The organism is Halorubrum sp. LN27, from assembly GCF_016635065.1.
GTDB classification, from domain to species: domain Archaea; phylum Halobacteriota; class Halobacteria; order Halobacteriales; family Haloferacaceae; genus Halorubrum; species Halorubrum salipaludis.
The window spans coordinates 852,110-864,604 of sequence record NZ_JAEPET010000001.1; the positions used below are offsets into that span (position 1 = coordinate 852,110).

The window sequence follows — 12,495 nt, forward strand, 5'->3', positions numbered from 1 at the left end:
GTTCGGACCCACGCCCCCGAAAAGTGTTAAGTCGCGCTCGCGAGACCCGTTTACCAATGTACGATCCTGAGGAACTGGACGCGATCCGCGACGCCAAGGAGTCGTGGGAGGAGGGGACCTACGGCGAGACGGTCGACCGGTTCGGGGAGCGCACGGAGTCGTTCACCACGGACACGGGCGGGCAGGAGGTCGACCCGCTGTACACGCCCGCCGACGTGGCCGACCACGACTACCGCGAGGACGCCGGCTTCCCGGGCGAGGAGCCGTACACCCGCGGCGTCTACTCCACGATGCACCGCGGGCGGCTGTGGACGATGCGCCAGTACGCGGGGATGGGGACCGCGAGGGAGACCAACGAGCGCTTCAACTACCTCATCGATCAGGGCTCCTCCGGGCTCTCGATGGCGTTCGACCTCCCGACCCAGATGGGGTACGACTCCGACGCCGCGATGGCCGAGGGCGAGGTGGGACGGTCGGGCGTCGCCATCGACACCTTGGACGACTTCGAGACCGTCTTCGACGGGATCCCCTTAGACGAGGTGTCCACGTCGATGACGATCAACGCCCCCGCCGGCGTCCTCCTCGCGATGTACGTCGCGATGGGGGACAAACAGGGCGTCCCGCGCGAACAGCTCCGGGGGACGATCCAGAACGACATCATGAAGGAGTACGTCGCGCGGAACCTCTACATCTACCCGCCCGAGCCCTCGATGCGGCTCATCACGGACATCTTCGACTTTTGTGCCGCCGAGACGCCGAACTTCAACACCATCTCCATCTCGGGGTACCACATCCGCGAGGCGGGCTCGACCGCCGCACAGGAGGTCGCGTTCACGCTCGGCAACGGGATCGAGTACGTCGAGGCCGCGATCGACGCCGGGCTCGACGTCGACGAGTTCGCCCCCCAGCTCTCCTTCTTCTTCAACGCCCACAACAACATCTTCGAGGAGGCCGCGAAGTTCCGCGCCGCCCGCCGGATGTGGGCGCAGATCATGGACGAGCGCTTCGACGCGCAGAACCCGAAGTCGAAGCAGCTCAAGTTCCACACCCAGACCGGCGGCTCCACCCTCACCGCCCAGCAGATCGAGAACAACGTCGTCCGGGTCGCCTATCAGGCGCTCGCGGCGGTGCTCGGCGGCACCCAGAGCCTCCACACGAACGGGAAAGACGAGGCGCTCGCGCTCCCGACCGAGCAGTCGGTCCGCACCGCGCTCCGCACCCAGCAGATACTCGCGCACGAGTCGGGCGCGGCCGACACGATCGACCCGCTCGCGGGGTCGTACTACGTCGAGAGCCTCACCGACGGGATCGAGGAGGACGCCTTCGAGATACTGGAGGAGGTCGACCGCCGCGGCGGCATGCTGGAGGCGGTCAAGAGCCAGTGGGTTCAACGGCAGATCCAGGACGTGGCCTTCGAGCGCCAGCGCGAGATCGAGGACGGCGAGCGCGTCATCGTCGGCGTCAACGAGTACGCGGTAGACGAGGAGCCGGAGATGGACTTAGAGGAGGTCGACCCCGAACAGGAGCGGAACCAGCGCGAACGCCTCGACGAGGTGAAGGCCGACCGCGACGACGACGCCGTCGACGACGCGCTCGCGTCGCTGCGCGAGGCCGCGCGGGGATCCGAGAACGTGATGCCGCACATCGTCGACGCCGTGAAGGCGTACACGACGGTTCAAGAGATATCGGACGTGTTCCGCGACGAGTTCGGCGAGTACAAGCCGGGGCGGTAGGGCGGGGACGGTAGAGCGGGGGCAGTAGGCGGGGCGGTAGGGCTGGACCGGGAACTACCGCAGCCGCACCGCGGTCCCGTACGCGAGAATCTCCGCGCCGCTGTCGGCGATCGAGGAGGTGGTGAACCGGACGTTGATCACGCCGTCGGCGCCCAGCGCCTCGGCCTCCTCGACCATCCGGTCCTGCGCCTGGTTGCGGGCGTCGGTCATCAGCTCCGTGTACCCCTTCAGCTCGCCGCCCGCGAGGTTGCGGAGGCCCTGGGTGATGTCGCGGCCGACGTTGCGGGCGCGGACGGTGTTCCCGCGGACGACACCGAGCGTCTCGACCACTTCCTTGCCGGCGATCGAATCCGTGTTGGAGAGCTCCATGCCGCGCGGTTCGACGGGATTCGACTTAAATATCGATGCCGGCTTCCGCTCGGTCCTTATAAGTCGGCGGCGCTCGATCCGGGAGCCATGCGCTTCGACCACGTCGGCGTCGCCACGCGCGACGCCGCCGACCTCGCCGACCTGTTCGACGGCCTGCTCGACGCGCCGGTCGCTCACGAGGAGACGTTCGACGGGATGGCGGTCGTCTTCCTCGAACTCGACGGCGGCGGCTACTTCGAGCTGCTCGAACCGACCGCCGGCGGCGCGATCGCCGACTACCTCGACCGCGAGGGGCCGGGGATCCACCACGTCGCGCTCGCGACCGACGACGTCTCGGGAGCGCTCGACCGCGCCCGCGACCTCGGCGTCGACCTCGTCGACGAGGCGCCGCGTCCCGGGGCGTGGGGCCACGAGGTCGCCTTCCTCCATCCCCGGTCGACGGGCGGGGTGCTCGTGGAGTTCGTCGAGCACTGACGCGAATACGCCCCGAGGCGGTGCCTCAGTCGTCGGTTTCGTCGACGTCCTCGACCGCCGGGTCGTGCGTCTCGTACCAGTCGAGGATCTTCTCTAACCGGTGGATCGCGCGGTCGGGGTCGCCGACGTTGTGGTGCTCGTCCGGATAGACGACCAGCTCAGCGTCGACGCCCTGCTTGCGGGCCGCGACGTACAACTGCTCCGACTGCGAGGGCGGACACCGCCAGTCCTCGCCGCCGGCCATCACCAGCAGGGGCGTCTCGATGTTCCCGGCGTCGAGCACCGCGGTCGCGGCGTCGTACGCCTCCTGGTCCTCCCACGGGAGCCCGAACTCCGTCTCCAGCCAGGTGTGCGTGTCGTCGGTGCCGAACGCCGACCGCAGGTCGTAGATGCCGTGCTCCGGCGCGGCCGCCGCGAACAGGTCCGGCTCCCGCGTGACCAGGAACCCCTGCGCGATCCCGCCGTACGAGAAGCCGTGGCCGAACACGCGGTCCGGGTCGACCCAGCCGCGGTCCGCGAGCGACGCGACGCCCGCCGCGATGTCGTCGACCTCGGCGGTCCCCCACGCCCCGGTCAGTTCCGCGGCGAACTCGCGCCCGCGCGAGGTGCCGCCCCGGTAGTTCGGCCGGAGCACGAGGTACCCGCGGCTGGTCAGCGCGGCGTGCGCGAAGCTGAAGACCGGCTCGTCGTACGACATCGGGCCGCCGTGGATCGCCACCACCAGCGGGTGGTCGCCGTCCTCGGGCTCCACGTCCGGACCGTGGTAGAGCACCCCGTCAATCGTCCAGCCGTCGGACTCCCACTCGACGCGCCGGGCCGTCGGCATGGCGAACTCGTCGGTGAGCGACTCGTTGACGCGGGTGAGCCGCCGGAGGGAGTCGGGCTCGGTCGCCGCGTCGTCATTTGCGCGGCGCCCATCGGTCGCCGCGTCGTCACCTGCGCGGCGCCCATCGCTCGCCGCGTCGAGGTCGTCGACGTCGACCGCGTACAGGTCGCTTCCCGCTTCCGGGTCCGAGAGGACCGCCACCGCCGTCGACCCGCCGGCCGAGGCGTCGAACCCGGCCATGGCGCGGCCGCGCCCCTGCGCCTCGAAGACGCGCTCGACGGTCGGGTCGGGGTCGGCGGCGCCCCCGTCGTCGCCCGGATCGACGCGGGCCAGCCGGGTGCTGCTCTCGTCGGCGATCCGGACGTAGACCGCGCCGTCGACCCACTCGGGCTCGCCGCCGCGCGCGACCGTTCGATCGAGGTCGGCGGTGAGGGAGGTCGCGCCGTCGTCGCCTGAGTCGTCCGGGGTCAGGTACACCGCCGCCGGGGCGGGCGGGTCGTTCGGATTGCTCGCGACCGTCGCGATCCCCCCGCCGCCGGGTCGCCACGCCGGCGCCCCGTGGGTGAGGTCGCCGTCCGTGAGTCGCTCGGCGTCGCCGCCGTCGGCCGAGACGACGTAGAGGTCCCGGACGGTGGTGTCGTCGGGTCGATCGAGTCGGCAGGACGTGAACGCGATCCGGTCGTCCTCGCCCCACGCGGGGTCCATGCCGGCGACGTCCTGGAACGCCCCGCCGCCGTACGCGTCGTCGAGTCGACGGGGGTCGCCGTCGGGGTCGTCGAGGTCGACGACGAAGAGGTACGTGGTCACGTCGTCGGTCCACCCCGCGCCGTTCACCTTGTGCTGGAGCCGGGTCGTCTCGATCGGCCCGCCCTCCTCGCGCACCTGATCGAGGTACTCGGACTCCTCGTCGGTCGGGTCGCGCGACTCGATCACCAGTCGGTCGCCGTCGGGCGACCAGTCGAAGCCGGCGACGCCCTCGTCGCGGTCCGTGACCTGTCTGGCGTCGCCGCCAAGGGCGAGGTCGAACAGCCACACCTGCGGCTTCGGCTCCTTGTCGCCGCTTTCGAGCGGCTCGTCGTCGGGGTCGTCCCCTTCGTTGGCTTCCTCGGCGTCGTCCGCGTCTTCCTCCTCGCCGGCGTCGTCCGCCCCGTCACCCTCGGCGTCCGCGTCTCCCCCCTCTTCAGCCTCGTCGCGGTCCCGCCAGCCCACTCGCCGCTCGATGTCGCGGTCGCGGGCCGCCAGGAACGCGAGGCGGTCGCCGTCGGGCCCCCAGGCCGGCGCGGAGGCGCCGGACGCGCTCGTCAGGCGATGGGGGTCACGGGAGCCGTCGGTCGGGACGACGAAGAGGGAGGTGACCGCCTCGTCGGCCGCCTGGTCGTACTCGGTCGCGGTGACGGCGACGCGGTCGCCGGACGGGGAGACGGCGACCTCGCCGATCTGCGTCAGGTCGTAGTAGGCGTCGAGCGGGAGTTCCGACATGCACCCACCCAGCGGCGGGCGGTGGAAATACGTTCGGGAGGCGGAAGGGAGCCGGTGCTCAGCCCTCGCTCTCCGCCACGCCGCGCTCCGCGGCACGCTCCCGTATCAGCCGGGCGCGCTTCCGAACGCGGGCGACGTAGCGGTCGATCTTCTCGGGCTTCTCGCCGTAGTACGAGGCGACCCAGTTCCGACCCGTCTCCGGCTGGGTGAGCAGGTAGCCGACGAGCGTGTCGCGGCCGGCCTGGATGATCGCCGGCGGGACCCCTCGATCGCCGGTTCCGGCCTCCTGAAACCCGTTCACGTCGAAGTACACGTCGGCGTACAGCTCCGCGGCCTCGGGGTCGTCGAAGGCGATCCCCTCGTGGTTCGGGGCCTCGAACCGGTAGACCGGATCGCCGTCTCCGGCGGCCTCCTCGCGTATCCGCACGCCGAAGGCGTAAGACGCGTGTATCGTCCGGTCGCGGTTCTCCGCGGCGTCTGTGGTGTCGGCGTCTGTAGCGGCGTCGTTCGTAGTGTCGCCGTTCATCGGTGCGTCGCCGTTCGCCGGGTCGTCGGCGGTCGTGTGGTTCGTTCGTGACATCGTGGTCTGGTGGTCGCTTCGCGTCGGGGGAGGGCCGATCGCTGGTGTCCGCGGGACCCGCGGTCGCCGGAGTCCGCGGCGGCGCTCACGATCGCCGGCGGGCGACGGCGACCGCCGAGAGCGCGCCGACGGCGGCGAGCGCGCCGAGCAGGACGACGACGCCGAGCGAGGGGCCGTCGCCGCTCCCGGCGAGCTCCTCGACCGGTCCCGCCGAGGACGACTCGGCGCTCTCGGTGCCGGACGCCGCCCCCGATCCCGTGACGGTCAGGGTCCCGGCCCGGGACGCGGGCCGGAGCCGTTCTCCCTCGTTGTCGTCGACCTGCTGCGGGTCGACGGTCAGTTCGGCCTCGCCCGGCGCGTCGCCGGCGACCTCGACGGTCGCGAGGGTCACGTCCGTCGCGCCGGCGTCGACGGTCGACCCCATGTCGGCCGCTTCGAGCACGACGGTTTCACCCGACTCGCCGATCTCCGGATCGGTCGTGAGATCGAACCGGTCCGGGTAGCTGGCGGACTCGATGCGGGCCACGTCGGGGTCGTCGACGGTCAGTTCGAGGTTGTAGCCGGCGAGCCCGTCCGGCGCCGACGTGAGCACCACGTCGACGGTGGCCGTGTCGGACTGGGAGAGCTCCGCGTCGGTGACGCTCACCGCCGGGTCGTCGGGCTGGGCCGCCGCGAGGCTCGCCCCCGCGCCGAGGAGCGCGAGCGCCGCGAGCGCTACCGCGAGGGCCGCCACCGTCGGACGAGCTGGCGTTTCGAAGGCGTCGGAGCGCGTCTGGGTGCGTTTCGTCATTGGCGTGTCTGGGTGGGTATCTCGGGAGGGCGAAGCGGGGGCGGGTGTGGCGCAGGCCCGGATGTAGATCCGGGCCGAACCGGGCGGGAGGCCTGACGGATCCGCGGGAGCGCGTCGGTCCGACTAGTTGACCTCCGCGTAGAGGCTCACCACGTCGTCGAAGTCGAGCCGGTCGTTCTGGTTGAAGTCGAACGCCCGCGCGTTCGACGTGACGCTGTCGCTCTCGAGGTTCCGGAACAGGAGCTCCACGTCGGCGTAGTCGACCCGACCGTTGCCGTTGACGTCCTCGTAGTACCCGTCGCCGTCGGGGTCCGTCGGGGGATTGCCGCCGGATCCGATGTTCGCGGGTCCGGTGATCGCGAGCCCGGAGCGCGCCTCGACCTCGACGGGCTCGCCGTCGTCGTCGTCGAGCGCCCCCTCGGTGTCGATGTCGGTGACGCCCGCGCCCCGGCCCGTGAGCGTGACCGTCGCCAGCGTGAAGTCGGTGTCGGCCGGCTCCATCGCGTCGTCGATGTCGGCGAACCGGAACGAGGCCGTCTCGCCGTCACCGGAGATCGTCGGCGGCTCGGAGAGCCCGACCTCGTCGGGGTAGCTCGCGCTCGTGATGCCGACGACCTCGGGGTCGGCGACGCTCACGGTGAACTCGCCGCCCGCGAGGCCCTCGGGGACGTTCCGTGCGACGACCTCGGCCTCGACGGCGTTGCCCTGCCCGACCGCGACGGAGCTGACGTCGAGGCGGACGTGCGGCTGGAACACGTAGAGCCCGTCGTTCGGATACGAGCGGGCGGGGCCGCCGAACCCGTCCTCACAGCAGAGCACGCGCCCGTCGCGCATCGTGTACACGTTGTCGATGTTGCGGAGCGCGTCGTCGGCGTCCTCGGGCGTGTCGGTGAAGTCCGGCCCGGTGATCACGGGTTCGAGCGTCGAGACGTTGTAGTCCGGCTCCAGCTCGGCGCGGTAGACGACCCCGCCGTCGACGCGGTCCATCTGCACGTCGCCCTCGTCGTCGGCGAGCGCGTCGTTGAACTCGGAGATGCCGAAGTAGACGAAGTCGCCGGGCTCGGAGTCGTCCACGCTGTCGACCCCCTCGGCCTTGTTGAACTCGATCGAGGCGCCGATCTCCTTGGCCGCCGCGCGGGTCTCCACGAAGGGGACGCGCCGGAGCTCCTCGTCGACGCCGTCCGGGCCGTTCTCCTCGTACTGCGACGCCCACTCGACGATCTCTTCGACGGTGACGTAGTTCTGGTTCCCGTTCTCGATGACCTCGAGGTCGGCCTCTTTGATCGCCTCACCGATCGCGACGTCCGTGCCGAGTTCGTCCTCGCTGTACTCGGTGTGCTCCGTGATGTAATCGACCTGGGTGACGTCGTCGTACTCGGCGATCCAGGACGCGACCTCGCCGTTGGTGGCGTGGCCGAGCTCCATCCACTCGACGTCGAGGGGCGTCTGTGCGGGGGAGTTCCGCTCGCCAGCGTCCTCGACGCTCGCGGCGTCGTTGGTGATCTTCGGGGCGAACAGCGTCCCCGCGACGTCGTCGGTGTCGTCGTACTCGTCGATCGGCTCGTCGGCGACGAACTTGTAGATGCCCTTGCTGTCGCCGTCCGAACAGCCGTAGACGGTTCGGCGGTCGCCCTGGATGTCCGGGGCCTCCCACGCGGCCCGGCCCATCACCCAGTACTTTATCGGCGTGGGCTCGTCCGCCGCCGGGTCGCGGATGTCGACGTGGTAGCCGTAGCGGTACGGGTTCGGATAGACGTCGCCGATGGGGTCCGTGCTGCTCCCGTCTTCCCCGTCCGAGCGCTCCGCGCCGAGATAGTACGCGAGGAGCTCGATGCCACCGAGCGCCCAGCCGCCCTGCGGATACCACGACTCGGCGATATCGCCGTCGTCGGCGTAGGCGTTGATCGCGTCCGTGGCCTCGGTCGGATTCGGCCTGTTCCAGAAGTGTCTGGCTCCGAGGATCCCCTCGCCGCCGTCGGCTTCGAGAAGGTCGCTCGGCGTGTGCTTCAGGGAGACCGCCGGGTGTCCGTAGTCCTCCTCGGAGGAGATCATCGTCTCCCAGGGACTGAGGTCGCCGTAACAGTTGACCCGCGTCCCGCCGATGTCGCGGAAGGCCTCCGTGTTGGGGAGGTTGAGCGCCTCGTCCGACCCCGTGTCCGCACTCCACTCGCCGCTGTCGTCCTGGCTGATCGGAACCCGCGTGATGCAACCGGGGTACCCCTCCCAGTTGGTGAACAGATACCCCTCGGTCCCCTCGGCGTTCGTCGGAACGAACTGGTTGCAGTCCGGACTGGTGCCGAAGCCGCCACCGATCTCGTTGAGAGAGGTTCCGTCGGGCGTCTGGCAAACGCCCAGGCTCTCGCTGCCGTTCTGAATGGATTCGCGTCCCTGGAACAGGATCTCGTAATCGCCGACCTCCGACCGCACCTTCCGCTGTTTCTCCTCGGTGTCCGGAACGCCGACCTCCGGGAAGTCGTCGTTTCGGCCGTCGAACTCGAACTGGAACCCGCTGAAGTAGCCCACCGCGGCGCGCCCGAACTTTCCGGGATTGCTCTGGTCGGGGTGCTGGAGACTGTACAACAGCGACCCGTCCTCGAACACGAACGGGCCCGTCACCTCCGCGCCGAACGCCGTCGTCGAGAGTCGCTTCAGGTCCCCTTGGACGCTCGGTGCGCCCGGCGTGTCCGACTCCGGTACCTCCTCCGCACTCGCTACGCCCGCGACGCTGGCTCCCAGCGCGGCGGCGACTGACGCACGCATCAACCCTCGGCGGTTCATGTCCACCATGCGACTGCGAGTGTCGGCGAAGCCGGCATGAAGTTTTATAATTCTTATATTTATGGAGTAATTGTATCTTCCCACCGTAATGTTTCAATATACGTGTCGGTCGGTCTCTATTTCGGTATATACCCCACCGGAGCGCTCGGCCGTCCGCCGCCGAAGGGTCGGTCCCGGCCGAGACGACCGGCCGCCGGTGTTTATGAGGCGTCGGCGTCAGGGGCCACCGTGTTCCGCGATCTCTCGCGACCGATCGAGACGGGGATGCCGACGTATCCGGGCGACCCGGACGTGACGCTCGCGCCGGACGCGACCCACGAGGCCGACGGCTACGCGACGAGCGAGCTCCGGACCGGGACGCACGCGGGGACCCACGTCGACGCGCCGCGGCACACGCTCCCGGGGGGCGAGACGATCGACGGGGTCGACGCCGGGCGGTTCGCCTTCGACGCCCGCCTCGTCGACTGCCGGCCGCTGGAGCCGCGGGAGCCGATCGGGGCCGAGGCGTTGCCTGACCCGGACGCCGGCGACCCGGGTACCCCCGGCGCCACCGCCCTCGACCCCGCGGTCGACCTCCTCGTCCTCCGGACCGGCTGGGCGGCCCACTGGGGCACGGACCGGTACCGCGATCACCCGTACCTGACCGCGGCGGCCGCGGAGCGGTGCCGGGAGCTGGGCGTCGGCGTCGGCCTCGACGCGCTCGGCCCGGACCCGACGCCGCCCGGCCCGGCGGCGACCGGACCTGACGGCTCACGCGACGCGGAGCCCGACGGCACCCCCGCCCACGACGCCCTCCTCGGCGACTCGCTGCCGATCGTCGAGAACCTCTGTGGCCTCGAGGACCTCCCTCCGCGGTTCCGGCTGTACGCCTTCCCGCTCCGGCTCCGCGACGGGGACGGGTCGCCGGTGCGGGCGGTCGCGGAGTGGGAGGGGTGAGCGGGAGGCGCGCCACCGCGTCGGCGGTGGCTCGAGGGAGAGGGTACCGCCGCCCGCGGGCAAGACCAAACCCGTTTTAAGCGTCGGCGACGAACCGCGACTCAAGGTCGATATCCATGGAGATGCCACGTCGTTTCAACACGTACTGTCCACACTGTGACTCCCACCAGGAGCACGAAGTGGAAAAGGTTCGATCGGGTCGGGCGACCGGAATGAAACGCGACGCGCGCCAGCGACGCCGCGCGCTCGCGACGATCGGCAACGCCGGCGGGTACTCGAAGGTGCCCGGTGGCGACAAGCCGACCAAGAAGACCCACCTGAAGTACCGCTGCGGCGACTGCGGCAAGGCCCACATGCGCGAGGGCTGGCGCGCCGGCCGGCTCACGTTCCAGGAGTAAGCATGGCGGGAAGCTTCCACCGCGTCGCCTGCGGCGACTGCGAGAACGAACAGGTCGTCTTCGGCAAAGCCTCCTCGACGGTGTCGTGCGCGGTCTGCGGCACGACCCTCGCGACCCCGACCGGCGGGGAGGCCGAGCTCCACGGCGAGATCGTCGAAACCGTTGAGGCGCGGTAACCGCCTCACCACCCCCGTATGAAGTACAGCGGCTGGCCCGAACCCGGCGAGCTGGTGGTCGGCGACGTCGACGAGATCGCCGACTTCGGCGTGTTCGTCGACCTCGACGAGTACGAGGACAAGCGCGGCCTCTGTCACATCAGCGAGGTCGCCTCCGGCTGGATCAAGAACGTCCGCGACCACGTCCGCGAGGGACAGACGGTCGTCGCGAAGGTGCTCGACGTCGATGAGTCGTCGAACCAGATCGACCTCTCGATCAAAGACGTCAACGAACACCAGCGCAAGGACAAGATACAGGCCTGGAAGAACTCACAGAAGGCCGACAACTGGATGCTGATCGCGCTCGGCGAGGACGTCGACGACGACCGCTACACCGAGGTCGCGAACGCCCTCCTCGTCGAGTACGACTCCCTGTACGACGCCTTCGAGGCGGCCGCGATCAGCGGCGACGAGGCGCTCGAAGCCGTCGACATCGACGACGACGCGCTCGACGCGATCGTCGAGGCCGCCCGCGACAACGTCTCGGTCCCGTACGTCGACGTGACCGGCTACGTCGACTTGGAGTCCGCGGCCCCCGACGGCGTCGACGACGTGAAGGAGGCGCTCGAAGCGGCCGAGGGCAACGGCGAGGTCCCGGACGGCGTCGACCTCGAGGTCGGCTACGTCGGCTCGCCCGAGTACCGGATCAAGGTCCGCGCGCCCGACTACAAGACGGCCGAGGACCAGCTCGAGGCCGCCGCGGCCCGCGCCCGCGAGGCCATCGAGACCGCCGGCGGCGCCGGCGAGTTCCACCGCGAGCGCCGCGAAGAGGACGAGTAGCCGCCAGCGGTTCGTCCCCGACCCCCTCTCTCCTCCATCCCCAACCGTGAAATCCGACATCCGCGTCTGCGCGAACTGGGAGACCGCCCACGACCGCCCGGTGTACGCGCTCGGCGACCGCTGCCCGGAGTGCGACGGGCCGACCGAGAACAGCGCCCCGGCGCCGTTCAGCCCCGAGGACCCCTACGGGGAGTACCGGCGCCGGGCGCGACGGCGGGCGTCGGAGTAGCGCGGTTCCCGGCGTCGCCGCCGTACCCGCCGAGCGACCCGTTCGACGCCGAGCCGCGCGTAGCACCGGAATAGCCACCCTCTTGTGAGCCCCGCCCGGAGTACCCCGGTATGGACGACATCGAGATCGACGAGGTCGCGACGCCGGAGCTCGACGACCCGGTGCTCATCGAGGGGCTGCCGGGCGTCGGCCACGTGGGGAAGCTGGCGGCGGAGCACCTGTTAGAGGAGTTCGACGGCGAGTTAGTCCGCCGCGTCTACACCACCGAGTTCCCGCCGCAGGTGAGTGTCGACGGCGACGGCGTCGCGGAGCTGACCTGCGCGGAGTTCCACGCGGTCGAGACCGACGGCGCCGATCTGCTGGTGTTGACCGGCGACCACCAGGCCGGCTCGAACAAGGGCCACTACACGCTCACCACGACGTTCCTCGACATCGCCGAGGAGTTCGGCGCGAGTCGGGCGTTCGCCCTCGGTGGCGTCCCGACCGGCGAGCTCGTCGAGGAGTACACCGTGCTCGGCGCGGTCTCCGACGACGGCCTCATCGACGACCTGGAGGAGGTCGGCGTCGAGTTCCGACCCGACGAGCCCGCAGGCGGCATCGTCGGCGTCTCCGGGCTCGTGCTCGGGCTCGGCGGCCGCCGCGGCTTCGACGCCGCCTGCCTGATGGGCGAGACGAGCGGCTACCTCGTCGATCCGAAGAGCGCGCAGGCGGTACTGGAGGTGCTCGCGGACCGCCTCGAATTCGACGTCGACTACGAGAGCTTAGAGGACCGCGCCGAGGAGATGGAGGAGGTCGTCGGGAAGATCCAGGAGATGCAGGACGGGCCGGCGGTGCCCGACGACGACCTGCGGTACATCGGCTGACTCCGACGTACACAGTGTTGGCAGTCCTCCACCGGTTCCGGCAGG

13 protein-coding genes are annotated in these 12,495 nt (G+C 70.3%); 8 read left to right on the top strand and 5 right to left on the bottom strand.

Annotated features, from left to right (window positions below; translation table 11 throughout):
• Window positions 1–56 precede the first annotated feature (56 nt).
• Window positions 57–1,733, top strand: coding sequence for a methylmalonyl-CoA mutase family protein (locus tag JIN95_RS04225; protein ID WP_200530592.1), 1,677 nt, complete (start codon window positions 57–59; stop codon window positions 1,731–1,733).
• A 54-nt stretch (window positions 1,734–1,787) separates the two neighbouring features.
• On the opposite strand, the gene JIN95_RS04230 is transcribed toward JIN95_RS04225, so the two are convergent.
• The gene (locus JIN95_RS04230) at window positions 1,788–2,102 is read right to left on the bottom strand and encodes a YbjQ family protein (RefSeq protein ID WP_095636673.1); all 315 of its coding nucleotides are present in this window, start codon (window positions 2,100–2,102) and stop codon (window positions 1,788–1,790) included.
• Window positions 2,103–2,189: 87 nt separating this feature from the next.
• On the opposite strand from JIN95_RS04230, the gene mce reads away from it, so the two are divergent.
• On the top strand, window positions 2,190–2,576 hold the full coding sequence (gene mce / locus JIN95_RS04235) for a methylmalonyl-CoA epimerase (RefSeq protein WP_200530593.1): 387 nt from the start codon (window positions 2,190–2,192) through the stop codon (window positions 2,574–2,576).
• Window positions 2,577–2,601: 25 nt separating this feature from the next.
• On the opposite strand, the gene JIN95_RS04240 is transcribed toward mce, so the two are convergent.
• The 4 genes from JIN95_RS04240 to JIN95_RS04255 all read right to left on the bottom strand — a co-directional run bounded on the left by JIN95_RS04240 (window position 2,602) and on the right by JIN95_RS04255 (window position 9,011).
• Window positions 2,602–4,881: a prolyl oligopeptidase family serine peptidase gene (locus tag JIN95_RS04240; RefSeq protein WP_200530594.1), complete on the bottom strand. Its 2,280-nt coding sequence runs from the start codon at window positions 4,879–4,881 to the stop codon at window positions 2,602–2,604.
• A 58-nt stretch (window positions 4,882–4,939) separates the two neighbouring features.
• Entirely contained in the window at window positions 4,940–5,461 is a 522-nt protein-coding gene (locus JIN95_RS04245) for a hypothetical protein (RefSeq protein WP_200530595.1), read from the bottom strand.
• An 85-nt stretch (window positions 5,462–5,546) separates the two neighbouring features.
• Window positions 5,547–6,251 carry a hypothetical protein gene (locus tag JIN95_RS04250; protein ID WP_200530596.1) on the bottom strand — a complete coding sequence of 235 codons (705 nt, stop codon included), beginning with the start codon at window positions 6,249–6,251 and terminating at the stop codon, window positions 5,547–5,549.
• Between the two features lie 123 nt (window positions 6,252–6,374).
• The gene (locus JIN95_RS04255) at window positions 6,375–9,011 is read right to left on the bottom strand and encodes an alkaline phosphatase PhoX (protein WP_200530597.1); all 2,637 of its coding nucleotides are present in this window, start codon (window positions 9,009–9,011) and stop codon (window positions 6,375–6,377) included.
• Between the two features lie 246 nt (window positions 9,012–9,257).
• Between JIN95_RS04255 and JIN95_RS04260 the strand changes: the two genes are divergently transcribed.
• The 6 genes from JIN95_RS04260 (at window position 9,258) to JIN95_RS04285 (ending at window position 12,450) form a co-directional block, all read left to right on the top strand.
• Entirely contained in the window at window positions 9,258–9,965 is a 708-nt protein-coding gene (locus JIN95_RS04260) for a cyclase family protein (protein WP_095636679.1), read from the top strand.
• A 116-nt stretch (window positions 9,966–10,081) separates the two neighbouring features.
• Window positions 10,082–10,363 (top strand): 50S ribosomal protein L44e, encoded by a 282-nt coding sequence (locus JIN95_RS04265; protein WP_053771189.1) that lies wholly within the window; start codon window positions 10,082–10,084, stop codon window positions 10,361–10,363.
• A gap of 2 nt (window positions 10,364–10,365) precedes the next feature.
• Window positions 10,366–10,539 (top strand): 30S ribosomal protein S27e, encoded by a 174-nt coding sequence (locus JIN95_RS04270; protein WP_004050354.1) that lies wholly within the window; start codon window positions 10,366–10,368, stop codon window positions 10,537–10,539.
• An 18-nt stretch (window positions 10,540–10,557) separates the two neighbouring features.
• A complete protein-coding gene (locus JIN95_RS04275) occupies window positions 10,558–11,358 on the top strand; it encodes a translation initiation factor IF-2 subunit alpha (protein WP_095636680.1) in 801 nt (266 codons plus the stop codon).
• Between the two features lie 46 nt (window positions 11,359–11,404).
• Window positions 11,405–11,587 carry an RNA-protein complex protein Nop10 gene (locus JIN95_RS04280; RefSeq protein WP_004050356.1) on the top strand — a complete coding sequence of 61 codons (183 nt, stop codon included), beginning with the start codon at window positions 11,405–11,407 and terminating at the stop codon, window positions 11,585–11,587.
• A gap of 110 nt (window positions 11,588–11,697) precedes the next feature.
• On the top strand, window positions 11,698–12,450 hold the full coding sequence (locus JIN95_RS04285; RefSeq protein WP_095636681.1) for a proteasome assembly chaperone family protein: 753 nt from the start codon (window positions 11,698–11,700) through the stop codon (window positions 12,448–12,450).
• Window positions 12,451–12,495 lie beyond the last annotated feature (45 nt).

Coding starts and splice junctions, on each gene's coding strand:
- JIN95_RS04225 (WP_200530592.1), top strand. CDS start 57: ATGTACGATCCTGAGGAACTGGACGCGATCCGCGACGCCAAGGAGTCG.
- JIN95_RS04230 (WP_095636673.1), bottom strand. CDS start 2,102: ATGGAGCTCTCCAACACGGATTCGATCGCCGGCAAGGAAGTGGTCGAG.
- mce (WP_200530593.1), top strand. CDS start 2,190: ATGCGCTTCGACCACGTCGGCGTCGCCACGCGCGACGCCGCCGACCTC.
- JIN95_RS04240 (WP_200530594.1), bottom strand. CDS start 4,881: ATGTCGGAACTCCCGCTCGACGCCTACTACGACCTGACGCAGATCGGC.
- JIN95_RS04245 (WP_200530595.1), bottom strand. CDS start 5,461: ATGTCACGAACGAACCACACGACCGCCGACGACCCGGCGAACGGCGAC.
- JIN95_RS04250 (WP_200530596.1), bottom strand. CDS start 6,251: ATGACGAAACGCACCCAGACGCGCTCCGACGCCTTCGAAACGCCAGCT.
- JIN95_RS04255 (WP_200530597.1), bottom strand. CDS start 9,011: ATGCGTGCGTCAGTCGCCGCCGCGCTGGGAGCCAGCGTCGCGGGCGTA.
- JIN95_RS04265 (WP_053771189.1), top strand. CDS start 10,082: ATGGAGATGCCACGTCGTTTCAACACGTACTGTCCACACTGTGACTCC.
- JIN95_RS04270 (WP_004050354.1), top strand. CDS start 10,366: ATGGCGGGAAGCTTCCACCGCGTCGCCTGCGGCGACTGCGAGAACGAA.
- JIN95_RS04275 (WP_095636680.1), top strand. CDS start 10,558: ATGAAGTACAGCGGCTGGCCCGAACCCGGCGAGCTGGTGGTCGGCGAC.
- JIN95_RS04285 (WP_095636681.1), top strand. CDS start 11,698: ATGGACGACATCGAGATCGACGAGGTCGCGACGCCGGAGCTCGACGAC.